The 25,571-nt window shown below is 52.3% G+C and carries 19 protein-coding genes; 9 read left to right on the forward strand and 10 right to left on the reverse strand.

Going from position 1 to position 25,571, the window contains the following annotated elements:
* Window positions 1-16 precede the first annotated feature (16 nt).
* On the forward strand, window positions 17-1,300 hold the full coding sequence (locus tag COW20_13240) for a hypothetical protein (GenBank protein ID PIW47167.1): 1,284 nt from the start codon (window positions 17-19) through the stop codon (window positions 1,298-1,300).
* Window positions 1,301-1,906: 606 nt separating this feature from the next.
* Here COW20_13240 and COW20_13245 read toward each other — a convergent pair.
* The 7 genes from COW20_13245 to COW20_13275 all read right to left on the reverse strand — a co-directional run bounded on the left by COW20_13245 (window position 1,907) and on the right by COW20_13275 (window position 8,046).
* The gene (locus tag COW20_13245; GenBank protein PIW47168.1) at window positions 1,907-2,131 is read right to left on the reverse strand and encodes a hypothetical protein; all 225 of its coding nucleotides are present in this window, start codon (window positions 2,129-2,131) and stop codon (window positions 1,907-1,909) included.
* Window positions 2,132-2,169: 38 nt separating this feature from the next.
* The gene (locus COW20_13250) at window positions 2,170-4,218 is read right to left on the reverse strand and encodes a hypothetical protein (GenBank protein ID PIW47169.1); all 2,049 of its coding nucleotides are present in this window, start codon (window positions 4,216-4,218) and stop codon (window positions 2,170-2,172) included.
* A 45-nt stretch (window positions 4,219-4,263) separates the two neighbouring features.
* On the reverse strand, window positions 4,264-5,538 hold the full coding sequence (locus COW20_13255) for a tetracycline resistance MFS efflux pump (GenBank protein PIW47170.1): 1,275 nt from the start codon (window positions 5,536-5,538) through the stop codon (window positions 4,264-4,266).
* A gap of 110 nt (window positions 5,539-5,648) precedes the next feature.
* Window positions 5,649-6,170, reverse strand: coding sequence for a hypothetical protein (locus COW20_13260; protein ID PIW47171.1), 522 nt, complete (start codon window positions 6,168-6,170; stop codon window positions 5,649-5,651).
* A 4-nt stretch (window positions 6,171-6,174) separates the two neighbouring features.
* The gene (locus tag COW20_13265) at window positions 6,175-7,149 is read right to left on the reverse strand and encodes a branched-chain amino acid aminotransferase (protein ID PIW47172.1); all 975 of its coding nucleotides are present in this window, start codon (window positions 7,147-7,149) and stop codon (window positions 6,175-6,177) included.
* Window positions 7,064-7,567: a hypothetical protein gene (locus tag COW20_13270; GenBank protein ID PIW47173.1), complete on the reverse strand. Its 504-nt coding sequence runs from the start codon at window positions 7,565-7,567 to the stop codon at window positions 7,064-7,066. Before COW20_13270 ends, COW20_13265 begins: the two co-directional genes overlap by 86 nt.
* Before the next feature lie 122 nt (window positions 7,568-7,689).
* Complete coding sequence (locus tag COW20_13275) at window positions 7,690-8,046, reverse strand: hypothetical protein (GenBank protein ID PIW47174.1); 357 nt, start codon at window positions 8,044-8,046, stop codon at window positions 7,690-7,692.
* Between the two features lie 193 nt (window positions 8,047-8,239).
* Between COW20_13275 and COW20_13280 the strand changes: the two genes are divergently transcribed.
* The 5 genes from COW20_13280 (at window position 8,240) to COW20_13300 (ending at window position 13,535) form a co-directional block, all read left to right on the forward strand.
* Entirely contained in the window at window positions 8,240-8,713 is a 474-nt protein-coding gene (locus COW20_13280; GenBank protein PIW47175.1) for a hypothetical protein, read from the forward strand.
* Between the two features lie 162 nt (window positions 8,714-8,875).
* Window positions 8,876-10,543: a glycerol-3-phosphate dehydrogenase gene (locus COW20_13285; protein ID PIW47176.1), complete on the forward strand. Its 1,668-nt coding sequence runs from the start codon at window positions 8,876-8,878 to the stop codon at window positions 10,541-10,543.
* Window positions 10,540-11,472 (forward strand): transcriptional regulator, encoded by a 933-nt coding sequence (locus COW20_13290; protein PIW47177.1) that lies wholly within the window; start codon window positions 10,540-10,542, stop codon window positions 11,470-11,472. Before COW20_13285 ends, COW20_13290 begins: the two co-directional genes overlap by 4 nt.
* A gap of 3 nt (window positions 11,473-11,475) precedes the next feature.
* Complete coding sequence (locus COW20_13295; protein ID PIW47178.1) at window positions 11,476-13,152, forward strand: hypothetical protein; 1,677 nt, start codon at window positions 11,476-11,478, stop codon at window positions 13,150-13,152.
* 110 nt (window positions 13,153-13,262) lie between these two features.
* Entirely contained in the window at window positions 13,263-13,535 is a 273-nt protein-coding gene (locus COW20_13300; GenBank protein ID PIW47179.1) for a hypothetical protein, read from the forward strand.
* 9 nt (window positions 13,536-13,544) lie between these two features.
* Here the strand turns inward: COW20_13300 and COW20_13305 are convergent, their stop codons facing one another.
* The gene (locus COW20_13305) at window positions 13,545-14,408 is read right to left on the reverse strand and encodes a hypothetical protein (GenBank protein PIW47180.1); all 864 of its coding nucleotides are present in this window, start codon (window positions 14,406-14,408) and stop codon (window positions 13,545-13,547) included.
* Window positions 14,409-14,553: 145 nt separating this feature from the next.
* Between COW20_13305 and COW20_13310 the strand changes: the two genes are divergently transcribed.
* Window positions 14,554-16,971: a phosphoenolpyruvate synthase gene (locus COW20_13310; protein ID PIW47181.1), complete on the forward strand. Its 2,418-nt coding sequence runs from the start codon at window positions 14,554-14,556 to the stop codon at window positions 16,969-16,971.
* Window positions 16,972-17,390: 419 nt separating this feature from the next.
* On the opposite strand, the gene COW20_13315 is transcribed toward COW20_13310, so the two are convergent.
* Together COW20_13315 and COW20_13320 are read right to left on the reverse strand one after the other, a co-directional pair.
* The gene (locus tag COW20_13315) at window positions 17,391-17,672 is read right to left on the reverse strand and encodes a hypothetical protein (GenBank protein PIW47182.1); all 282 of its coding nucleotides are present in this window, start codon (window positions 17,670-17,672) and stop codon (window positions 17,391-17,393) included.
* A 526-nt stretch (window positions 17,673-18,198) separates the two neighbouring features.
* A complete protein-coding gene (locus COW20_13320; protein ID PIW47183.1) occupies window positions 18,199-18,864 on the reverse strand; it encodes a hypothetical protein in 666 nt (221 codons plus the stop codon).
* 296 nt (window positions 18,865-19,160) lie between these two features.
* Here COW20_13320 and flhA point away from each other — a divergent pair, with 296 nt between their 5' ends.
* Together flhA and COW20_13330 are read left to right on the forward strand one after the other, a co-directional pair.
* Complete coding sequence (gene flhA / locus COW20_13325) at window positions 19,161-21,236, forward strand: flagellar biosynthesis protein FlhA (protein PIW47272.1); 2,076 nt, start codon at window positions 19,161-19,163, stop codon at window positions 21,234-21,236.
* Between the two features lie 410 nt (window positions 21,237-21,646).
* Window positions 21,647-25,456 (forward strand): ribonucleoside-diphosphate reductase, adenosylcobalamin-dependent, encoded by a 3,810-nt coding sequence (locus COW20_13330; protein ID PIW47184.1) that lies wholly within the window; start codon window positions 21,647-21,649, stop codon window positions 25,454-25,456.
* Window positions 25,457-25,571: the final 115 nt, after the last annotated feature.

A 25,571-nucleotide genomic window follows, 5' to 3' on the forward strand; every position in this document is an offset into this window, starting at 1 on the left:
AAGTAAACAGAAGCCTATGGAATTGGAATTTATTGAAGCCGGAAAATTTATCCGCCAAAAACGCAAAAGCGCCGGGTTCAAAACCCAACGAGCCTTGATTCAGGCGCTTTTACAAGAAGATCCTGAAGTCAGTTGCAGTGAACCGTATATCTCCTTGATTGAAAAGGGCGCTAAAACGCCCAGTGTGCATCTGCTCGATGTCATGGCGCGGGTTTTAAAGATGACCCCCCAGGAAAAAGGCGAACTGCTTTTGACCTATCGCCGTGTGCCCAGTGATTTTGAATTTACAGTGCGTGAAAATCTGAAAGAATCCTTGCGCCGCACCACCCTCGATGAACTTCAGGCCCGCTACCGCAAAGACCCCAGCACAGCTCATTTTAACAGTCTGCTGCGGGCCCTGATTCTCGAAGATCGGCGTGAAGAAGCCCAAGCCCTGCTCAAACAAGCCCCCTCCAGTGGAGATTCTTTTCTCGATCTGCAAATCCGCACGGCGCATATGGCCGGTTTGGCTGGCAATTTCGATTTTGCCCTGCAAGGTTTTTCCCTGGCCCTGGAAAACTGCCCCGAAGATTATCGCCAAACCCGTGGCGAACTGCTGATGAATCTGGGCATTATGCATTTCTCCAAAGCGTTGGGGCAACAATACAGCCAGCCCCTGGATTCACTTGAAGCTTTTTTATTGGCCCATGACTTTTTACGCCAGAGCCTGGAACAGGTTCCCGATAAGCTCTTTGCCCTGGATGAACTGGCCCGTTGTCTCTACCATTTGGGAGAAGGGTTGCAATTTATCTCCCAAACCCCCCAGGAACTCAGTAACTCACACCCTCAACTGCAGAGCTTGCTCCAAGCTGCTCTCAGCAAAAACAAGCTTGCCGCCCAGCACCCCCTGCTTGAAAGCCTGAGTCTCGACTATTTTCGCCAGGCCCGTGATGTCTATGCGCAAATTTTGAGCACGGCTCCTGGCGGCGAACTGCCCGAAAAACCGCTGAAAGAAGCCGTTTATTTTCACGCCTATAGCCATGGCAAAATGAAACTTTTGTCAGAAGCCAGCGTCCTGATGAACAGTATCACCCTGCTCGACCGCAATTGGTTGACCTGCTTTATGCAGGCCGGGCTGGCACAGATGCACTTTGAACAAACAGGCTCAGATGAAGATTTGGAAAGGGCCCTGCACTGGCTGGAAATGGCCCTGGATTACGATGCAGACTCTGTTCGCTGGTTAATCCGCCAGGAAAAAGATCGCGAATTGAAAAACCTTTGGGAGCACAAGACCAATGAATTGGAAAAACTTCTCGCCTAAACACAGCGGATTGAAAAAACGGACCCTGCTGCTGGGATGCTGCAGTTGGGTGCTTCTGACAGGTTGCCCCCAAACCCCCAATCCGATAAATATCTATCCAACTCCTTATTCAACTCCATCGGATCCTATCACCCCCACTCCCTATGGCTATCCAACCCCCGAGAGCACTCCTGAACCGGTGTTGACACCTTCTCCTGAGCCGACCCCCATCCCCCAACCCCAGCGGACGCCTTTTCCACTTACCCAGCTCACGGCCCAGCTCACGGGGGATTACTACCAAATGCAGTTCGGCCCAGGCTCCAAGGGTCTAGAGACCACGTTTGGACCGGGTTCCAAAGGGCTTGAAAACCTGGTGATCTTTGTCAATTTCCAACAAAACCTAATCAGAAAAGATCTTCCCAGCTTTAAAACCCAACAATTCAGTGGCCCCCCGCTGATTGAACGTCTGCGCGTAGAACTCGTACGCGATAACCAGCTCTATGCCGCAGCCACGGTCTTACCAGCCCTGCCCATTGTGACCTTTGGCTCGCGAATTCACCCAGGTCGTTACAGCGTTTTCACCCTGATCGAAAGCAAAAATACATCTCCAGTCATGCTTTCCTGGAATCAGATTGAGGTCACTGAAACCACAGGCACCAAACTGCGAATTGATGTTTTTGCAGGCGGCCAAAAACCTGAGGACTTGGATGTCGCCGTTCTGACGGGTAAACTCTCTGCTTCAGAAGCCAAGCCTGCCCAGGAAACAACACCGATTCCAGAAACGACCCCCAGCCCTGGGGCAAGCCCTACCCCCAGCCCTACCCCCAGCCCTGTTCCCAGCGCATCCCCCACGCCCTAGCGACACTCCTGAGCCCGGCCCCCCCTCTGAATCAAAAACCAGAGGGGGGCAAGCTGATGTGCAAGGCCTGAATCACAGCCTGTATCACGCTTTCCCATTGGCCTTTTTCGATCTGACGAAAAAGCCTCAAACTGGGATACCAAGGTGCATTCTCAACCTGTAAACCCCAACGCCAATCGGGGGCAAAAGGCAAAAGGATCCAAGCTGGCATACCCAAGCCCCCCGCCAAATGGGCCACAGCCGTATCCACACTGATCAATAAATCCAGATGCGCCAGAACCCGTGCCGTTACTTTAAAATCTGTGAGCCAGGGAGCACAATCCCTGACACGGTTGGCCAGGGGGCTTTGCTGCCATTGCTGCTGAGCAACCCCCAATTGCAGCGAAAAGAAAAAAATCTGTGGGAAAGCCTCTATCAAGGGTTCAAAAGCCTGAAAAGCAAGCGAACGCTTGGCTTGGGTATCGTGGCCCTCCCCACTTGACCACACCAGCCCCACCCTGGGGTGAGGAACCTGCAAACGAAGCTGCAGTTCAGAAGGCAAAGGCTCTGGAGGGATCTTCAAATAGGGCTGAAGCGGCAAATCCTCAAGACGGGTATCGAGATGCAGAGGCAGGCTCAGAAGGCGCAGGCAAACATCCGGCATGGCGGTCTGGGGCCCGGCAATTTCGGCAACGCCTTCAATACCCGCCAAAATACCCGCCAAAGGAGGATCACAGGCCAAGCTGATATAGGGTTTGCCCTGGGCCTTCCAAAAGGAGGGAATCAAACTCGCAAATTGCAAATTATCCCCCAAGCCCTGTTCACAGAGAATCCGCAGATGCAGGCCCTGCAAATATTGGCCCTGCCAGAGTGGAGCGGGCAAAGTTCCGGGAAGCAAAGGGTGACGCCATTCATACTCTTGCCAGCCTTCAGCATATTTGCCCTGTAAAAGCAGCATTCTCGCCAAAAACAGGTGGGGTCGGGGATCGGTGGGATCCAAACGCAAAGCGGTTTGCAAATAGTTTTGGCTGGCTTCAAAGAGATTGTCTTCAGCTGCCAGCATGCCCAGGGCCAAATAAGCACGAGCATAATCCGGGCTGAATTCAAGACATTTCAAGAAAGCAGCTTGAGCTTTGGCTGCATTTTCAGCCTTGATCCAGGCATTGCCAATATGCAGCCAAAGCCGGGGATTCATTCCGGCACTCGGCAGCAAGGCCGCCAACAACTCAAGCGCTAGCAGAGGACGGCCCTGATACACAGGCAAATAGGCGCGCGTAATTTGCCAATCAACCCCATCGGGGGTCTGCGCTAAAACACGCTCTAAAATCTGCTCTGCCTCTGCATAGGATTTTTGTGCAATTAAAAGCTGAACCCACTCATGTAAGATTTCAAGCGGAAGCCCCGGTTTCTGAAGCAGGGGCTCAAAGACCCGGCGGGCTTGCTCCCAGTCGCGTATCTGACGATAATATTCTCCCAATGCAGAGGCCGATGCCACCACCCCAGCGTGCAGACTGCGAAACCACCAGCCCTCGGCTTCGGCCCAACGCCCCAGGGCCGCACAGGTTTTCCCCAACCAATAGCCCGCCTCAGGGCCAGCTTTGAGATCCACAGCACGTGAGAGCACCTGAAGCGCAGTTTCCAATTGATGGTTCAAAAACAGGGCCTTGCCACAGTCCAGCCAGGCCTCAGAACGCAGGGGTTCCAGGCGAATCACCTGTTGATACAAGGGAATGGCCTCGGCATGGCGCTTCAGCGCTGAAAAAGCATGGGCGCAATTGCTTAAAAAGCGGGGATTCTCAGGTTCTAATCGCTGGGCCTGAAGAAAAAGCGCCAAAGCCTGTTCGGTCTGATGCATGCCCGCCTTTACAATGCCCAGGCTATTGAGGAACTCAGCACGTTCAGGCTCTACAGCCTGGGCTTTTGCCAGCAAGGGCAGGGCTGATTCAGGCTTGCCCCGCTCAAACAGGATCAAGCCTGCCAAATGCCAGAAATCAGCAGCGTGTTCAGATTTGGAAAGCATTTCAGGCAGAAGAGCTTCTGCGGCTTGAAGTTCCTGCTTTTGATACAGGCCCAGGAGCTGCTGAAAATCAGGATCAGTCATGGCAAGCTTCCAGGCCTCTCCCAACCCTTGAAACAGCGCGTGCCATCAAGCCAACGCAGATTCCATTTCTTGGTTGGAAACAGGTTCTTCAGCTGGTTTTTCCAGCTCTGAACCATATTTGCGGTAGAGGTTGAGGGTCACAAACAGAGAGGCGGTCAGCAAAACGGCTCCCAGAATGAACGAAATACCATCGATACGAGCCGGGGCTTTGGCATCGGTAAAATAGCCAAACAAGGAAGTCGCCACCAAGGGCCCAATAATCCGGGTCAAGGTTCCCAAGCTGGCCAAAGCACCTTGCAAAGCCCCCTGTTCACTGGGGCTGACCTGCCGGGAAACCACGCCTTGAGCAGCAGGCCCTGCGATTCCCAATAAACTGTTAAAGACAATAATCACGTAAATCGTCCAGCCAAAAGGGGCCCAGGCAAAGAGCAGAAAGGTCAGAATCCCAACCCCAGTGCCAATCACAATCGCCTTGCGTTCCCCCCACTTGGGAATCAAACGTCGGATGAGCCCGCCCTGAACCAAAGCGGCACAGACCCCAACGGCAGCCAAAGACAAACCATTTTGCATCGGTGTCCAGGCAAAACGGTATTTGGTAAACAATACCCAGGTACTTTCAATGCTGCGCTGAGCCAAATTGGCCAAAAGATAAATCAAGGAAAGGTTCAATAAAACAGGTGTACGGGTTAAAAGTTTAAAAGCGCCCAAGGGATTGGCTTTTTTCCATTCAAAAACAGAGCGGTGCTCCGGCACAAGCGACTCGGGCAGAATCAAAAGGCCGTAGAGAAAATTCAACAGGGTCAAACCAGCTGCCACCAAGAAAGGAAGAGAGAGCGAGGTTTGCCCCAAAAGGCCGCCCATGGCAGGCCCCAGAATAAAGCCCAGCCCAAAGGCTGCGCCCAGAAGCCCAAAGCTTTGTGCCCGTTTTTCGGGAGGGGTGACATCTGCCAGATAGGCGGTGCCCACGGTAATATTCGCACCGGTAATGCCTGAAACCATACGGGCTGCCAAAAGCCAGATATAATTGGGGGCAAAGGCCATAACCAGATAATCAACCGCCGAGCCCAAGCTTGAAATCAAGAGCACGGGGCGACGGCCAAAGCGATCGGACAAAGCCCCTAAAAAAGGCGCAAAGAAAAACTGCATCAACGAATAAGAAACCAGCAGAATGCCATAATAACGCGCGCCTTCTGAAATACTATTGCCAAAGAAATGGGTTACCAATTCAGGCAAAAGAGGAACAATCAGCCCAATTCCCAGAATATCCAGAAAGAGGGTAATAAAGATAAACAGAACGCCGGCTTTGCGCGTATTTTTCATAGAACGGGCTCACTTCACGGTCAACATTTCAATTACAGCAGAAGTTTAACACGGACTTAGCTTGTGTTTAAATACATTCCAAAACCACTGTCCCCAGAAAAGCCGCTGTGCTATTTTAACCAGGTCAGGTTTTTGAGAACTTCTACAAATTGTTTCTCGGGCATGGCTGCACCTTCAAAATTGCTGAGCAGATGAAAGTGAAGCTCTTTTTTCTTGCCAAAAGGAGCACTCAGGTAAAAGGGTTCGCGAAGCCCCAATACAGGGGTCGGATCATAGTGAAAATACTGTAGTTTGCCAAACTGCCGGGTATCCATGCGAACAGGCAGTTTCGACTGCAAGACCTTCAAGGGCGTGGGCTGGGCTAATATCGAAAAGCCATAGTTCATGCCCCCGCAAAAACAACGGTAATCCAAACGGTAGCGAGCGGCTTTCCCTTTTTGGGGAGCGTGTAGATCCAGCACTTTAAAGTGAAACCCCCGGGGTAAAAAACCAGGTACAACCACAGGCTGTTTCAGACTTTTCAGCAAGGCAATCTCTGCAGGTGGCAATTGATCCGGGCGCGGTGCAGCCAAGGCCACAGGGGTCGCCAGCAGAAAAACCAAAAGCAGAAGCCCCCCCCGCAGTATCCCCATACGGCTAATAGCTGTCCAGATGGGCTTCAACATATTGCCAATAGGCATCATCCACAGCACGGTTGATTTCACCATAGCCCTCGTGAATCACCTGACCATTGACTTTCCAAACCGGCATAGCCCCTTTTAAGGTGCTGGAAACAAAGGCTTCATCCGCACTGAGAACCTCTTCAAGACCAAAACGCTTTTCATGCACGGTCAGGCCCAATTCGCGGGCAACCTGAATCAGATAGCGGCGGGTAATACCATCGAGAATGCCTACATCCAAGGGGGCTGTCCAGATTTCACCCTGGCGCACAATAAAGAAATTGGAAGTCGTCAACTCCGTGATATGGCCTTCCAGATCGAGAATCAGAGCATCATCTGCCCCCTGATCTTTGGCTTCTTTCAAACAGAGAATATTGTTGAGATAATTGCCAGTTTTAAAAGCCGGATTTAAACTGCGCGGACTGTTGCGCCGGGTTTCGGGTACAGCCAGGCTAAAACCCTGAGCGCGGAAACGGGGATTCATGGGCAAGGAGGGCTTAAAAATTGTGACACAGAAGGGCTCTGTCTCCACTGTATCGATGTCGATATTGAAATCACCACTGCCCCGAGAGACCACGATACGGACATAGGCTTCCTGCCCTGGCATTTGGTTCAGACCTGTGCGAATCTCATTTTCAAACCAGGCATCCTCCCAGGGCAAATCAAAATAAATCCCAGCAGCTGTCGCCCGCAAACGCTGAAGATGATCACGGGTAAAATAAGGCTTGCCCTGATAGGTTGAGACCACCTCGTAGAGCGAGTCGCCAAACAGAAAACTGCGGTCATTGACAGGAACCAGAGCTTGGTTCAAAGGCAGGGTTTGACCCTTGATCACGGCAAAGGGGGCTTGCATAGGCAGAAACTCCTTAGGGTTGGGCTGAGGGAGAAGCCGAGGGAGAAGTGGTGGGCATAAAGGTTTCAGTAAAACCAAATTTCCATTCACCGCTTTCATTGCGCACCACCAGGCTGATCTTGGCGGGCAGGGTTTTAATCCGAGCTTCGGTCCCTGAAATCGTTTTTTCCAGTTCAAATTTTTGCTTTAGCCAATCGTTAAAACCGATATGGTGCCGGAAAGAAGCCCAAAAACCCAATTGCAATGTTTTATCATTGCTGTCAAAGAGCTGACGCACCAGCACAGGGGTGAGTTTGGGATTTTTTTCAGTCGCAATAATTTTTTCAATAATTTCTTGCTGGCTCTGAAGGGTCAGACTTTGCCAGGCTTCAGCAAAATCCATCGCTTCAAGTGCTTTGAAAAAACGAACAGGCGCTTCAGCAGGCGTTAAAGCCGGTTTGGCCATAACAGACGGAGCCAGCAAACAGAAGATCGCCAGCAGAAGACTGAAGACTCGAAGATTAAAAGCACGTTTCATGGCCTCTATCTTAACACAGGAAGCTTTCAGCAGGCATTGTGGAAAGGCGTTTATGATGCTTAATTTGTCGAACGCTTCATTTCAATACCTAAAACCCTGGCTGAAACTTTGGCCCTTGCTGCTCAGCTACGGGCAAACTTTAAAAAATGCTCAGCCGCCACGCCATGATACAGATGCAAGGCCGGATCCCCGGTCTGCAAATTGGGTAGCAGGGGCTGCAAGCTCTCAAGCAAGCAGGCGGCATCGGCCAAACTCAACTCAGGTAAAGCCGGAAAAGCCGCATGCAATTTTTGGCGTAAATCATCAGGCAAGCAATCCAATTGGGAGATCAGCGCCGCCCATTTCTGAGCATCGCTCTGCTGCAGCGCCTCTTGGTGAAAATCGCGACGCTCTCGGGCCGAAGCCCAAAAATACGCATCCACACCCGCAGTTCCTTGCACGGGTTCATCATCAAAATCCAGCAATTCAAACTCACTCATTTTCAGCCTCATCAGGAATTCTCTATCTGCTTTCAGTTTAAGGCATTTGCCCCTTCTGCCGCCACAACGTATCGCATTTCAACAGCGAAGATAAAAACTTGAGTGGATAATATGAGTTTTCAGAATGCGCCTTCACCTAGAAACAGAATGCTATTGTTTAAAACAATAAACACAGGAATTACAAAAATATTCAATGCAGAAAAACAAATCCATATCCATTCTCAGCATTCTGCTGACCCTTTTACTTTCTATCACCCTCTCTGTTCCAGCATTTGCCTGCGAAACAGTTGAGTGCATCAAAATAAAAAAAGATCCTGCTGTTGCCATGGGGCTCAATTTGATTCCTTTTGGCGTAGGCTCCTATCATCAAGGCGATGTATTTGCAGGTGCTGCCATCACCACAATTGATAGCATCAGCATAATTATTGCCATCGCCCCTTTTACTTATTTACCCATACTACAAGAGAACGGTGGATTGGGTGTCCTGGCAACTTCAAGTTGGGCTCTAATTGGATTTCTCTTAGGGCGCATTGTCGGCTTTACCGCCCCTTGGCTACATTATCATTATTATGAAAAACAAATCATAAACTCTAAAACAGACCCCCACAATTCAGACCCAAACAGCGTTCTAAGTCCAACCCTACTCAACTACCAGTTTTCATTTTGATTCATTCTCAGCTTTGACTTAAAATCTATGAAAACAGACCCATCTGGGTCTGTTTTCATAAGGGAGAATTATTTTGAAGCTGAACTTCCTGATACAATGGTTTTAACGCGGCGCGTCTTTCTCCCCCATTGACCACCCCTCTGCGCGCCCAAGGAGTTTTTCATGAAACGCAATCTCGCCCAAATGGCGACGGAAACCTATGACCTGTTAATTATCGGTGGCGGTATTACAGGGGCCTGTATCGCCTGGGATGCCGCCCTGCGCGGTCTGAAAACAGCCCTGGTAGAGAAAAGCGATTTTTCGGGTGCCACCAGTTCAGCCCCCTCTAAACTGGTACATGGCGGCCTGCGCTATCTGAAAAACCTGGAATTTGGGCTGGTACGGGAATCTTTGCGCGAACGCCGCTATTTAGAACAAATCGCACCGCACCAGGTCGACCCCTTGCCTTTTTTGCTGCCCGCCTATCGCCAAAGCCAGAACAGCCCCCCCATTCTGCTCGCCGGTATGACCCTCTATGAGCTGCTTTCCTATGATAAACGCTGGCTGCAAGACCCCGATAAACAACTGCCCTCTTTTCACCCGCTCAGCCGCAAAGAAACCCTGCGCCGTGTGCCCCAACTCACGCCTGAGGGTCTGATCAGCGGGCTGCTCTATTACGATTGCCTGATGCACTCCCCTGAACGCCTGACGCTTGATTTTCTGCAAGCGGCCAGTGAAGCAGGAGCAGATTTGGCCAATTACGCCGAAGTAACGGGGTTTGAGCGCGAGGGAAAAAGCCTGACCGGTGTCACTCTCCAGGATCGCATCGGCGGCGAAAATCTCAGCCTGAAAAGCAAGGTGATCGTCAATGCCTCTGGCCCGTGGGCCGATTTGCTGCTGGGGTTGATGGAAGAAGAACCAGCCCGCCATCTGCTGCGCTCCAAAGGCATTCATATCATCACCCGAGCGATTGCGCCTCTGGATCAGGCCCTGACCCTGACCAACGAACAGGGTGAACACCTGTTTATTATTCCCTGGCGTGGCTATTCTTTGATTGGCACCACCGATCGCCAGTTTGAAGGGCACCCCGACCAGTTCAAGGTCACCAGCGAAGATATTGATGAACTAATTGAAAAAACCAACCGCATGTATCCAGCCGCCGCCCTGACCCGTACCGATGTGCGCTATTTTTATGGCGGTTTGCGTCCGATTGTCGAAAAAGAGACCAAGGTCAAGGTCGACAGTTACAAAGCCTCACGCAAGCATGAGGTCTATGACCACGAAGAGGAAGGGATTCACGGCCTGATCTCTGTAATTGGCGGCAAATACACCACCGCCCGCCACCTCGCCGAACAGGTGGTGGACAAGGTTTATCACCAGCTCAAACAACCCAAAGCACCTTGCCCCACGATTCAGGCCCAAATCAGCGGCGGAAAAATCGAACGCTACCAGGATTTTGTCAGTGCACAACAGAGCAAATGGTGCCTTTACCGCCCTGAGCTGATTGCCCACCTCTGCCGCAGCTATGGCGCACGGGTCGATAAGGTGCTGGAAGTTGGGAAAACGGCTCCCGGCCTGCTTGACCCCCTTTCCCCCGATTTACAGGAAGTGGGCGCTGAAATTCTCTATGCCGTGCGCGAAGAAATGGCACAAACCTTAGCCGATGCTGTTTTCAGACGTACCGGACTGGGCACCCTGGGGGATCCTGGTACCGCAGCGCTTGAAAAAGCAGCGGATCTGATGGCCCAGGAATTGGGCTGGGATTCTGAAAAACGCGCCAGTGAACTGGCACGGGTCAAAGCCCGCTTTGTCCTGCCGGAAGCAGAAACAGCGGCCCAGGCTTCCGCGTGAGCCGGATTGTTGCGATCGTCAACCCCCAGTCTGAGGCGGGCAAAACCGCCAAGGCCTGGCCTGATATTCTGGCCCGCTTGGAAGCACGGATTGGCCCGCTGGAAAGCCGCCTGACCCAAGCCCGGGGCCATGCCACAGCGCTGGCCCGCGAAGCCCTGGCCCAAGGCGCGGATTGGCTGATTTGCGTGGGCGGAGATGGCACCCTGAATGAGGTCATCAATGGCATGTTCGAAAACGATCAGCCCCTCAACCCTGAAGCCCAGCTTTCCTTGATCATGCGCGGCACGGGGGGAGATTTTCGCAAATCCCTGGGCCTTGAAAATACCCTCGAGGCCTATCTCGAAGCCCTGGCCACAGCCCCTGTGCGCCAAATCGATTTGGGCAAAGTCACGCTTAAAAACGAAGCAACCCAAGAATTCAGCCGCTATTTTGTCAATCTTGGCAGTTTTGGCATGGGCGGGGATGTGGTGCATCGGATTGAAAATACCCCCTGGCTCAAGCAAATGGGGGGCACCCCCGGTTTTATGCTGGCCAGCCTGCAAAGCTTGAGCCAGTTCAAACCCCAGCGCGTGCGCCTGCAAATTGACGAAACCCTCGACTGGCAAATCAAAATCCTACAGGTTGCGGTGGCCAATGGCACCACCCATGGCGGTGGAATGCGCGTCGCGCCCTTGGCTGAGCTGAATGATGGCTGGTTTGATTTGGTGATTTTAACCGGCATCGGCCCCTTTGAGGCCGCCCTGACCTTTCCCCGCGTTTACCAGGGCACCCATCTCAGTGCCCCGGCCGTACGCCATTTGCGCTGCCGCCAGCTGGTGGCTGAAGCCCTGGGCAAGGAACCGGTCTGGATTGAAATAGACGGCGAAACCCCTGGCAAACTGCCCGCCCACTTTGAACTGCTGCCGGGCCTGCTCCGGCTGAAAGGCTGAACCATGCGCTACGCCCGTGAAAAACTCAAATGGAATGGCTGGGGCTGGCAGGATCAGCACTTTGATTTCGAAGGCAGAGACACCAGCTTTTGGAAATTTTTACAGACCGAACTCAAACTTCAAAGCCTCAGCCCAACCCCGGCCTGCCCGCTTGAAAATTTAGAAGTCCCGGCTTCACGGCTCAACCCAGCCCAGGCCCAGGCCCTGGCAAAAATTCTTGACCCCTGGCAAGTCAAAAGCGATCTGCGGGAACGGGTTTTGCACGCCCGTGGGCGCAGCCTGCCGGATTTACTTGATCTGCGCAGTGGCACACTCCAGGATCTGCCCGATGCTGTGGTTTACCCCCGCAATGCACGCCAGATTCAGGCCCTGCTGGAGTTTGCCCATTCAGAAAAGCTGGCCCTGGTTCCCTTCGGGGGAGGCAGCAGTGTGGTCGGTGGGGTTCAGGCTTCCTGCCGGGCCGATCAAGCCGGAGTTCTGAGCCTGGATCTGAGCCTGATGCAGCACCTGCTTGAAATTGACGAAGTCTCATTGACCATGACCGCTGAAGCGGGAATCTATGGCCCCGAACTTGAAGAAAAACTACAGGCCCGCGGCTATACGGTGGGCCATACCCCGCAATCCTTTGAGTTTTCAACCCTGGGGGGCTGGATCGCAGCACGGGGCGCCGGAGACCGTTCCAACCGCTACGGCAAGGTCGAAGACATGCTGGTGGCCGCCAAGGTCTTGACACCCCAAGGCGAGTGGCTCTTGCCCGCTCTGCCCGCTTCGGCTGCCGGCCCCGATTTGCGCCAGGTGCTGGCAGGTTCAGAAGGCATCCTGGGTGTTATTGCCGAGGCCACGCTCAAGATTCACCCACTTCCCCCCGCCCAGGATGCGCGCGGGTTTCTGTTTCGGAATTTTTTAAGCGGTCTTGAGGCTCTGCGACAGCTCGTACAGCGGGGAGCCCCCACGGCCATGCTGCGACTTTCTGATGAAGCCGAAACCCAGTTCTTATTCCGCTTTCGTAAAAAAGCAGGCCCCGACCCTCTGCCCCAACGTCTGATCAAGCAATATCTGGCCTCTCAGGGCTATACCCAACACCCTGCCCTTTTGCTCGCCGGTCAGGAGGGAGAACAGACCGAAGTCCAGAACTGGGCCCGCCAGACCTCGAAACAGCTCAAAGCCCATGGAGCCTTTGCCCTCGGCCCCAAAGCCGCTGAAAGCTGGCACAAAAGCCGCTACAGCACGCCCTATCTGCGGGATACCCTGCTGGATCACGGAATTGCAGTTGAAACCCTTGAAACCGCCTGTGAGTGGCGCAAACTGCCAGCGCTTTACCAAGCCCTGAAAGACACCCTTCAAACCCAGATCGATCAAGGCCTTAAAACAAGTGGATCCCAAGGCTTTGTCATGACCCATATCTCTCATTGTTACCCCGATGGAGCTTCGCTCTATTTCACCTTCGCCTTTCCCCTGCTGCCTGGCCAGGAAAGGGAACAATACCAAGCCATTAAAACAGCGGCCTGCGAAACGATTGTGGCACAAGGCGCAACCCTCAGCCACCACCACGGCATCGGGCGGGATCATGCCCCCTGGCTACAGGCAGAAAAAGGCGATCTGGGCATGGCGCTGCTGCGTCAGATGCGCAAAACCCTCGACCCAGAGGGCATTCTCAATCCTGGCAAATTGCTGGATTAAAACCCGGCCCCCCAACGCCATGAGGGAAACAGGAAAAACCTCAACTTAAGGTGCAGACAGACCGACGGGCTGTGGATTAGAATCAAAACAGAAGCTTTGAGGAGGGCCCCATGGAAATTACCCCAGTGCGGATTGAAGCCAGTGGAATGGGCGTTTTTGAAAAAACAGAAACCGTCGAAACCCAAGTTCCTGAGAACACGGGCAGCGAAAAAGCCGGTGCCTCCCCCTGTGCCCAAGACAGCCTCAAACTCACGAAAAAAATGCGCCGTCAGCTTGAAAAAAAAGTGAGCCGCTTTAAACAGGCCGTGATCAGTCCCGCTGAACAGCAGCAGCGTGAAAAAGTGGCTCAACCCCAGCACCCTAAATTTCGCGCCCAGGCCTGAAGGCTTTGCTTAAAGGGCCTCTAGCACGCTCAAGGCTGAGCCTGCCAGAACAGGTTCGCTTTGGCTGACCCGATGGGCATGGCGTTCAGGCACTTCTTTGCCAAAATGCCCGAGAATTTCCTGTAAAAGCGCACGGTTGTTTTCATTTAAAAGACAATGTCCGGCTTCAGCCAGAATCACCTCCTGGGCCTGGGGCAGGCGCGGAACCAAGGCCGTGGTGGCGCGTGAAATAAAGGTGTTTTTAACGCCCCGGATACAGAGAATCGGCAGTTGCAAATCTTCAAACTGCCAGGGCAAGAACTGGGGATACTCGCGCAGCCAAAGAGCCTGAACCTTGCGGCAGGAACGCATATACGCCTCAACAAAGGCGGCCACGCGTACAGGATCTGCCTGGGCTGGGTTATACGAAAGCGAACGCAAATGGCGCAAAACCTCTGGGCGGTAGTGCAAGCTGTTGGCATATCCCTTGGCATAGAGCGGCAAGAGAGCCTTGAGCAAAGGACGCAGTTCAAAAATCGCAGGCTCCATCCAGACGGCTGAGCTGATCGGCAATCCCCTTCGCATCAGATGATAGGAAACCAAGCCGCCCAAGGAATGCCCGATCACGCGAAAAGGTCCCTGGATATGGGTGCGCACAAAGGTTTCAATCAGATCGAGATAGGCAGCTGTCGTGGCAGGACGCACCCCACGTGAAAAACCATGACCGGGCAAATCGGGGGCGAGCAGGTGAAAATGGGGGCTCAGGGCGGCCATAATCGGCATATACAGCTGCGCGTCGGCACCATTGCCATGCAAAAGCAGCAGGGGTTCACCCTGGCCAAATTCCAGATAATGCAGGCTTCCCGTGCCAGGGTCACGGCGGTATTCAGGCATGCGCAGCTCCTTTAAGGCTTCTTACAGGCATTCTAGCAAATCACGCAAGTGCTTGAGCAAGATTGCCTTGAGACTTGATCCATATCATGGTCTTGAAAGAGCCCAAGCAGAACAATAAAAACAGAACAGCCGCGGAGGTCTGATCATGCATACCTGGATTCGCCCCTTCAACCAACTGAACCTGGAAGACCTTGAAAGCGTAGGGGGAAAAAACGCTTCTCTGGGGGAAATGATTCAAAACCTAGGCAGCCTGGGAATTCGCGTGCCCGATGGCTTTGCGACAACCGCCGACGCCTGGTGGCATTTTTTAGAAACAGGCCCTATACGTGAACGCCTGGTCGAAATTCTGGCCGGACTCGATCGCAAAGAGTTCAGCAATCTTCATCAGATTGGAGTCGCAGCCCGCTCTTTGCTATTGCACGCCCCCCTGCCCGAAGATATACAGCAGGAGCTGGTGGGAGCCTATCGCCAACTCTGCGAGCATACCGCAGGAGAAATTCAAGTGGCCGTGCGCAGCAGCGCCACCGCCGAAGATTTGCCAGACGCCAGTTTCGCGGGCCAACAGGAATCGTATCTGAATATTCGCAATGAACAGGAACTGCTTGAAGCCTGCCACAACTGCTATGCCTCGCTGTATACCGACCGGGCGATCAAATACCGTGAGGATCATGGTTTTGACCATCTCAAGGTTGCACTTTCGATTGGCGTTCAGAAAATGGTGCGCTCAGACAAGGCCAGTTCAGGGGTCTGTTTTACCCTCGATCCTGAAACTGGCTTTGAAAACGTAATTTTAATTACCGGCAGCTGGGGCCTGGGCGAAAACGTGGTGCAGGGTGCTGTCAATCCCGATGAATTTTATGTCTTCAAACCCACCCTGGAAGCAGGGAAAAATGCCCTGCTTTCACGCAAACTGGGCAGCAAGGCCCTGACCATGATCTATGCCGGGGATGCTCCCCAGGCCAAGCGGCGCAGCGTGGGCGTCAGCCATACCATCGTCAACCTTGAAACGCCTCCTGAACGCCAGGAACAGTATGTTTTGACAGAGCCCGAAGTTCTTGAACTGGCCCAATGGTGCCTGAAAATTGAAAAGCATTATGGCAAGCATATGGATATTGAATGGGCCAAAGATGGCCTGAGTGGAGAACTCTTCATTGTACAGGCCCGCCCTGAAACCGTGCACAGCCAGGTCAAGGGCTACCAATACCATGCCTATACCCTCAAGGAAAAGGGAGAACTGATTGTCAGCGGCAAAAATATTGGCGACCGAATCGCCGCAGGCAAAGCCCGAATTTTGCACTCTCCGGCAGAAATTGACAGGGTAGAAGAGGGGGATATTCTCGTTACCGAAATCACCAATCCCGATTGGGATCCCATTTTGAAAAAAGCTGCAGCCATTATTACCGACAAGGGAGGCCGCACCAGCCATGCTGCGATTGTCGCACGCGAAACTGGAGCCGTGGCCGTCGTCGGCACCGGCAATGCCACCTCTCTGATTGAAGATGGCGAAGAGGTCACGGTTTCGTGTATTGATGGCACCAGTGGCCAGATTTACCGGGGCCGCCTGAAATGGGAAGAGCAGGTCATTGATACTTCAGCGGTCACACTGCCTGAAAAAACAGATGTCATGCTGATTCTGGCGGACCCCGATCAGGCCTTTAAACTGGCCCACCTGCCCAATCGGGGCGTGGGCTTGATGCGCCTGGAATTCGTGATCAACAACAGCATTCAGATTCACCCCATGGCCCTGGTGCGCTACCCTGAGTTGGAAGACCCTGAAGCTGTGGCCTTTATTGAGGAGCTGACCCACCATTACCCCGACAAGCAGGCCTATTTCGTGGATAAACTGGCCGAAGCCGTGGCGACCATCGCCGCCGCTTTTTATCCCCACGATGTGATTGTGCGCATGTCAGATTTTAAATCCAATGAATACGCCAATCTGGTCGGGGGCTGGGAATTTGAACCCCATGAAGAAAACCCCATGATTGGTTTCAGGGGAGCTTCGCGCTATTACCATGAACGCTACCGCGAAGGCTTCCGCCTGGAATGCCTGGCCATGAAAAAAGTACGCGAAGAGATGGGCTTGCGGAATGTCAAACTCATGATTCCTTTCTGCCGCACCCTGGAAGAGGGACAAAAAGTTGTCGATACCATGGCCGAGTTTGGGCTCAAACAGGGCGAACAGGGGCTTGAGATTTACGTCATGTGCGAAATTCCCAGCAATGTGATTCTGGCAGAAGAATTTGCTGAGATTTTTGATGGTTTCTCAATTGGTTCCAATGATCTGACCCAGCTCACCCTGGGTGTAGACCGTGATTCAGAAATTCTACAAGCCAGCTTTGATGAACGCAATCCAGCCGTAAAGCGCATGATTGCGCAAGCCATTGCCACAGCCAATGCCAAGGGCGTGAAAATCGGGCTCTGCGGTCAGGCCCCCAGCGATCACCCAGAATTTGCAAAATTTCTGGTCGAAGCCGGCATCAACAGTATTTCGTTTAATCCTGATGCGCTGCTGAAGGGCATTGAGAATATTAGAAAGGCTGAAGCAGAAAAAAAACAGTTCTGATCAGCTTAACTTAATAATTTTTCATGATGAGCCCCCCCTCTTGTCAGGTTCAGTACAGCATGATACAAAAGCTTGTAATATAATAACTGATGTACAATCGCCTCGATTAACTGATACTGAAACTAAAAGGTAATATTCCCCATGCGCCACCCCGCCCCTTTTCTCGGAAGCCTGCTTCTCAGCCTGATTTGTGCCTGTGCACCGGCAGCCACCACGCCTGAGGCAGCTCAATTGGCCCAACTTCAGGAACAGCTCAAAGCGCTTCAAGGCAGTGCTTCACCCAGCAGTCCAAGCGCCAGTTCAACGCCTACTGCGATCACCAGCGCCGACACCATCAAAGTCAAAACCTTGCTGGCCCAGCCTTCTGTCCTGACCCTGGCTCCCGGCCAAAACAAACAACTTGAAACCGTTGTGCTGGTTCAGGAAGACAACAGTGTTGCGGTCTTGAAAAAACTCGAGCTGCTCGAAATGAGTTCTGGTGACAGCAGCATTGCCACCATTTCCAAAGAGGGGGTTGTCACAGCCCTGAAAGAGGGAATTACCCCCCTCACCCTAAAGCTGGGCGGCATAACCCAAACCCTGATTGTAACCGTCAGTGGCTCTGCCCCCACCCCTACAGCAGCGCCTACCGCAGCACCGATCGCTACTCCCACCCCCGTACCCACAGCCACTCCTACACCCGTGCCCACAGCCACTCCCACGCCCGCTTCGCCTTATAAGGAACTGGGAGTAGACAAAGCGGTCTACGATCTCAAAACACTTGAAACTGCATCGGTTACCCTGACCATTATTCTCAACGAAATTGACCCGGATACAGGCACCAATAAATCAGGTTTCTTAACGGATAAAACCAAAGCTACCTGGACTTCCAGCAATACCGCCATCGCCAGTATCTCTGCAACGGGTATTATCAGCGCCAACAGCGTAGGTACCGCCACCATGACCGTCAGTTATGGCGGGCTGACCAAGACCTTTACCGTGAATGTAACCGCTTCATAAGACCCGACCCCATTCAGGAAGGGGGGGCACCCCTTCCTGAATGGGGTGATTTCTCTCCAGAATGCTCAACGTCAGTGAAGTGTTTTTCAACAGGAATAACGCCAGCGCCAGCGCTGGCGTTAGGTGAGGTGTCTGTGGCAGTGAACTATCAAGGATTGAGTCGAACATTTGCGGTGAGCGTAACTGAATCTTGAAAACGGGTAAACTGTTTTTTTGAATTTAGAACGCTTAATTTTCTGAAAGCTTCAAACGCAGTTCCTGCAAGTTCTTACACCCTGATTTTTCACGCAGATTTTTCAGATGGGTTTTCACCGTTTCAAAACTCAGCTCCAGATCTTCGGCAATCTGCGATTGGGTCAAACCCTGGCGGAAACACTCTAAAACCTCTTTTTCTCGCACCGTCAGAGGGATCTTCCAAAGCACAGAGGGTTGAGAAAAACTTTTTGACAAGCCCTTCTGGTACATCGACAGACTCACTTCAGGCGCAATCCAAATGCCACCAGAGCAAACCGTTTCAAGGGCCTGGTAAAGCTGATCAATGCCAGACTCGTGTCCTTTGAGAATATAGCCCTTGATCCTGGACTCCAAAGCCTCATAGACATCCATGCGATCGGTGTGCCCACTGTAGATCAACACATCCGGCGGGGTTTCAGACTGTTCAAGAAGCGCTTTCGCAAAAGCCAAGCCGCCCATTTCGGGCATTTCAAGATCCACCAGGGCCAGATCCGGGGGAGTTAGTCGCGCCAGTTCCAAGGCCTGCATAGCACGCGAAGCCCGAATCGTAATTTCAATACGTCGCTCGGCAATGAGCTGCCCTTCCAGCGCCGCAGCTAAAAGATCCAGCACCGCAGGTTCATCGTCAAGGATCAGGAGTCGGAGGTTTGGGGTATCCATTTTTGTTTTCGTCAACTGACGCTTTATTCAGCTCAATGAGTAAAAATTAGCATAAATCCTGGCTTTTGTCTAATCAAAAGCCCCAAAGTAAAACCAGCAAAATTCACACTCTCTTATCTCAAAGTCACGGACAGAGGAATCAAGAAGAGCCTGCTATAATACCTCTAAGCGATGATTGATCGCGAGGAGTAGCCAGCTTGGCCCTGCAACCCGCAAAAGACACCTCCACCCCCTCAGCCCCAGCCCAATGGCTGGAACGCGGCCTCAAACAGGGGGATATTGGCATTGCTGTGATCATGATTGCCATTATCTGTCTGATGATGGTGCCTTTGCCCACCTGGGTTTTGGATATTTTGTTGACACTCAATGTCTCGCTCGGTCTGATGGTGCTGATGGTCTCGCTCTATGTCAACCGCCCCTTAGACTTCTCCACCTTTCCCACGCTTTTGCTGGTCTTGACCCTGTTCAGGCTCTCACTGAATATCTCCTCTACCCGTCTGATTCTGCTGCAGGCCAATGCTGGCAAGGTGATCGAAACCTTTGGCAGCTTCGTGATTGGGGGCAATTACGTGGTGGGCATTCTGATCTTCATCATTCTGGTGGTGGTGCAATTCGTGGTGATCACCAATGGGGCAGGGCGCATTTCTGAAGTGGCCGCCCGCTTCACCCTGGATGCCATGCCAGGCAAGCAGATGGCGATTGATGCCGACCTCAACAGCGGTCTGATCGATGAAGAACAGGCCAAGGAACGCCGCCGCGATATTCAGCGCGAAGCCGATTTCTATGGCAGCATGGACGGCGCGAGCAAATTCGTACGTGGGGACGCAATTGCCGGGATTATTATCACCTTCGTCAATGTGATTGGCGGGATTATTATTGGCACCCTGCAGCTGGGTATGCCCGTGGTTCAAGCCATGCAACGCTATACCGTACTCACGATTGGCGATGGACTGGTTAGTCAGATTCCGGCCATGGTCATCGCCATTGCCACGGGCATTTTGGTTTCACGTGCCGCGGGTGAAAGCAAATTGGGGGAAAGGGTTTCGCGCCAATTGCTGAATGTACCCCGAGGGCTCTTGGTGGTTTCATTCTTCCTGCTCTTGCTGGGCCTGTTTACGCCCCTGCCCAAAATCCCTTTTTTGATTCTGAGTGGCCTGCTGACAGCGATTGGCTTTATTATGATGCGGGAAGAAGAGCGCGAAGCTGAAGAAGACAAAGCCACAGGGGGCAGCAAGGCCCTGGGCAGTGGCAAAGAGATTCAACCGGCTCTGGCTCCGGCCCAAGCTGGCATGCTTTCTACCCGCAAAGAGCCCGAAGACATGATCAAACTGCTCAAGGTCGATCCGATGGAACTTGAAATTGGCTACCGCCTGATTCCCCTGGTAGATGCCGAACAGGGCGGTGATCTGCTGGAACGCATTACCAAAATCCGCCGCCAGATGGCCCTGCAATTGGGTCTGGTACTGCCTCCGATTCGCGTACGCGACAATATTCAACTCAAGCCCCGCGATTATTCGATTAAACTGCGCGGTATTGAAGTTGCACGGGGGGAGGTACATGTCGGGCATTATCTTGCCATGAATCCCGGCATGGTCAATGACCCACTCGATGGCGTACAAACCGTGGAACCTGTTTTTAATCTGCCTGCCGTCTGGATCACCGAAGGCCAGAAAGAACGGGCCGAAATTCTGGGCTATACTGTCTTTGATCCTTCGACCGTGGTCGCCACCCACCTGACCGAAATCGTCAAACGCTATGCCGCAGATATTCTCACCCGCCAGGATGTACAGCGCCTGCTCGACAGCGTACGCGAAGAGGCTCCCGCCGTGGTGGATGAACTCATGCCCAGTCTGCTCAGTGTCGGCGAAATTCAGCGCGTCTTACAAAACTTACTGGCCGAACGGGTCTCGGTACGCGATATGATTCCGATTCTGGAAGCCCTGGCCAATCATTCCCGTGCCACCAAAGACCCCGACCTGCTCACCGAACATGCGCGTCTGGCCGTGGCTCGCTCAATCTGTCAGCCCCTGCGCAGCCCCCAGGGCATGTTGCCCGCGCTGACCCTGGCAGCCGAACTGGAGCAAATCATGACCGAATCTGTCACCCGTACCGATCAGGGCCTGACTCTGCTGCTGGAACCCCAAATCGCCCAACAGGTCGTCAACAATATTGCCCAAAAAGTAGAAGAGATGGCTGGAAAAGGCTTTCACCAGCCGATTCTGCTCTGTTCTTCTAAAATCCGGCTGGTTCTGCGCCGCCTGACCGAACGTGCCCTGCCTATGCTGACGGTGCTCTCCTATAACGAGGTCATGGCCCAGGAAGCGCAAATTCAAACCATTGGCCGTGTCGACCTGAGTTTGCAGGTCAACTGAAACAACTCAGATCGAGAAAACGCCACCGCACGATTTTTTTCTCGTTCAGAAAAGATTAGAAATCTGCAAATTTTAACGTCCCGGCCCCTTTGTTTGCATTTGTGAGCCAGCGCTCATTCAAAGGGCAAAATCCCCACATTTTACGCAGAGTATAAGCTGTTTATGAGTCTCATAAATTATAATCGGTCGATAATAGAAGAAAAATTGGGATTATTTTTCTTTTAAGCCCTATAGATCTATTTAAATTTTAAATTAACCCCCAAAACAAGCAAGAGAACAAGCTTGCCCTCAGCGCGCTTTCGGGGCTAGAATAGAATATCATCCACAGGGTCTTCTTCTCAAAGCCGCACCCCAAAGAATGCATTAAATCAGCGAATTCTGCCATTTTAGGCCGTCTTCAAGGAGTTTTCATGATCGAAACCAATTCCACCCCCGGATACATCCAGCCTCAACACCATTATTCAGAACACGGCCTGCCCTTCAGCCGTGTTTTTTCTTCTCAGGGTCGCCACCCCTTTGAAGAGCTCGAATGGGAATTGCGAACCGCTTCGATCGGCAATGAAAAAGGCGAAATGATCTTTGAACAGAAAGACGTTGAAGTGCCTGTCAGTTGGTCCCAACAGGCCACCAATGTGGTGGTTTCGAAATATTTTCACGGTCAAATGGGAAGCCCACAGCGCGAAACCAGCGTCAAACAGCTGATTGGCCGGGTGGCAGATACGATCGCAGAATGGGGCCGGCAGCAAGGTTATTTTGCCAGCCCTGAAGACGCAGAGATTTACCAGGCTGAACTGAATGCCCTGCTCGTACAGCAACGCGCAGCCTTTAACAGCCCGGTCTGGTTCAATGTCGGCATTGAGTCTAAACCCCAGTGTTCGGCCTGCCAGCCCTATCATGCATTGATTAACACTGTACAGGGACTGCTCCCAATAGGAGAGATTGTTGAAAAAGATTTGATTGGCCTACCGGTATATGACGAAAACGGTCTGACCCAGGTGATAAACACCAAATACAATGGCAAGAAAAAAGTTTACCGTATCAATCTTCGGGATGGATTTTTCGTCGAAGCCACAGCAGATCATCTAGTCTGTGCCCATGACAGCAGAAGAACACAAACCCTCCATTTCGCCAAAGTAGAAGACCTGAAACCCGGCATGTTTATGCGGGTCTATAGCCATATCGCGGAGACTATAACACCAGAAAGTTCGAATCAGGAAATCTCTGAGGCAGCTCTGGCAGGCTGGTTACAGGCTGACGGCTTTGTAGGTCAGTATGAAGGAACAAATTCTTCTCTGACGATTGAATTCATGGTTGTCAAACAAGAAGAATACGACTGGGTCATTCAGCATTTGGAAACAGTTTTCCCAGATGTCCACTATAAGGTTTCAGTTGAAACAGCCCAGAACGAGCATCTGGAAATCCGGCGCATTCGTTTGTATGGTGAAATCCTGCGACCCTTTGTGGAAAAATACGAACTATTAAAGCGCAAACAGGATATTCGAGTTCCCCGATCGATTTGGACCGCCGCTAATGATGTTGTGGCTGTTTATCTGAAAAGTCTGTTTCAGGGGGATGGTTATGTCACAATTCACGATTCGAGCACACGGGTGGCTTTTGCTGTGATAAGCAAGGAATGGGTTCAGGAATTACAGGTTTTACTCACCCGTTTAGGAATTTATTCTAGATCCCGACAAAAAAAGGAAAACCGTCCAGATCGCTATGATATGTGGGAACTGGATGTTTCCATAGCGTCGGAACGGCTTCAATTTCTAAAAAAAATTGGCTTCATTTCAGATGACAAACAGGATAAATTAGTCACAAGCTGCGATATGGAAGGCAAAATTTGCCCAGATATTCGGTTTTCTGAAATTATCTCTATTGAGGCACAGGACGAAACAGATGTTTATGATATCCAGACTCTCAGTGGTCACTACCTGACCAATGGCGTACTGGTACACAATTGCTTTATCAATTCTGTTCAGGACAATATGGACTCGATTCTGAGCCTGGCCAAAACCGAAGGCATGCTCTTCAAATGGGGCTCAGGCACAGGCACGAATTTTTCCAGCCTGCGCTCCTCCAAAGAGGCCCTTTCAGGGGGCGGAACGGCCTCTGGGCCTGTTTCTTTCATGCGCGGCTATGACGCCTTCGCAGGGGTGATCAAATCAGGTGGAAAAACACGCCGGGCCGCCAAAATGGTGATCTTGAATATCGACCACCCCGATATCGAAGAGTTTATTGAAAGCAAAGCCAATGAAGAGAAAAAAGCCTGGGCCTTGATTGATGCCGGTTATAATGGCGGCTTTAATGTACCTGGAGGAGCCTACGACTCGGTACAGTTTCAAAACGCCAATCACAGTGTGCGCGTGACCGATGAGTTCATGCGTGCTGCCGAAGAAGACCGGGAATGGCATACCCGCGCAGTCAGCAATGGCGAAATTGTCGAAACCCTCAAAGCCCGCAAACTCTTGATGGGCATGGCTGAGTCGACCTGGATCTGTGGCGACCCTGGCATTCAGTACGATACCACCATCAACCGCTGGCATACCGCCAAGGCCTCGGGTCGCATCAATGCTTCAAACCCCTGTTCTGAATACCTGTTTCTGGATGATACGGCCTGTAACCTGGCATCGATCAACCTGCTCAAATACTATGAAAACGGCCAATTTCAGGTAGATGCTTTCAAACATACCATCCGTCTGCTGATTACCGCCCAAGAGATTGTGGTCGAGCAAGCCAGTTACCCCACTCCCGCAATTGAAAAAAACAGCCACCGTTTTCGCACCCTGGGGCTGGGCTATAGCAACCTGGGCGCCTTGTTGATGGCACAAGGGCTGCCCTATGATGGAGACACCGGCCGTCATTATGCGGCCGCGATTAGCGCCCTGATGACGGGCGAAGCCTATCGTGTTTCCGCCGAACTGGCCGAAAGTGTCGGGCCCTTTGAGGGCTTTCCCCCCAACCGCGATTATATGCTCGAAGTCATGCGCCTGCACCAGCAAAGCCTGGATCAGGTCAAACCCGTAGCACGCGACCAATACCTGCTTGAAGCGGCTCGTCAAAGCTGGCAGGCCGCCCTTGATAAGGGTGAAAAAGCGGGCTATCGCAATGCCCAGGTCAGCGTTCTGGCGCCTACAGGCACCATTGCTTTTCTGATGGATTGTGACACCACCGGCATTGAACCCGATCTGGCATTGATCAAATACAAACGCCTGGTCGGGGGCGGCAATCTCAAAATTGTCAACCAAACCGTGCCGCTCGCACTTGAAAACTTGGGCTATAGCGAAAATGAAATCAGCGAGATTTTAGACTACCTCAACAACAACGATACGATTGAAGGGGCTCCCGGACTGCGGAAAGAAGATTTGCCTGTCTTTGACTGTGCGTTTAAGCCCCTGCGGGGCAGCCGTTCGATTCACTATATGGGCCATATTCGCATGATGGGCGCAGTTCAACCCTTTATCTCAGGGGCGATCAGCAAAACCGTGAATATGCCCAGCGAAGCCACCGTCGAAGAAATCTATACCGCCTACCTTGAAGCCTGGAAACTGGGTGTGAAAGCCGTCGCCATTTACCGTGATGGCAGCAAACGCACCCAGCCGCTGAATACCGGCAAAGAAAGCCCCAAAACAGAAGCCTCGGGAAGCACGCCGCAACGCCGCCGTCTGCCCAACGAACGCCAGGCGATTACGCATAAATTCAGCATTGCCGGCCACGAGGGCTATTTAACCGTGGGCATGTATGAAGATGGCAGCCCTGGTGAAATTTTTATTACCATGGCCAAAGAAGGCAGTGTGATTTCAGGCCTGATGGATTCTTTTGCAACCACCGTCTCCCTGGCCCTGCAATATGGCGTGCCCCTGCCTGTGCTGGTCGACAAACTTTCTCATACCCGCTTTGAGCCCTCTGGCTATACGGGCAATAAGGATATTCCCTTTGCCAAATCGATCATGGACTATATTTTCCGCTGGCTGGCGATTAAGTTTCTGCCCCATGCAGAGGCCGAGGCACAAGGCCTGGCCTCTGCCCTGAAACCTACAGAAACAGAGCCTCAAGCCCTGAATGGTCAAAAATTGATTCAAAGCTCGCAAGAACAAGGGCTTTCCTTTGTCAATTCCCAGGACGCGCCCCCCTGCAACAGCTGCGGGGCTGCCGTGATGGTGCGCAATGGTTCCTGCTATAAATGCATGAACTGTGGTGCCACCAGCGGTTGTTCCTAAAATCGCATCAAAACTGGATTTGAACACCCCGTTCCAGTCGAAGTCAAGGCTGGAAGGGGTTCTGAAAGGAGGCAACAAAAATTAAAGTTTTTTTCCATGACTGCACCTGTAACTC

The sequence above is a fragment of the bacterium (Candidatus Blackallbacteria) CG13_big_fil_rev_8_21_14_2_50_49_14 genome (genome assembly GCA_002783405.1).
Classification (GTDB): Bacteria; Cyanobacteriota; Sericytochromatia; order UBA7694; family UBA7694.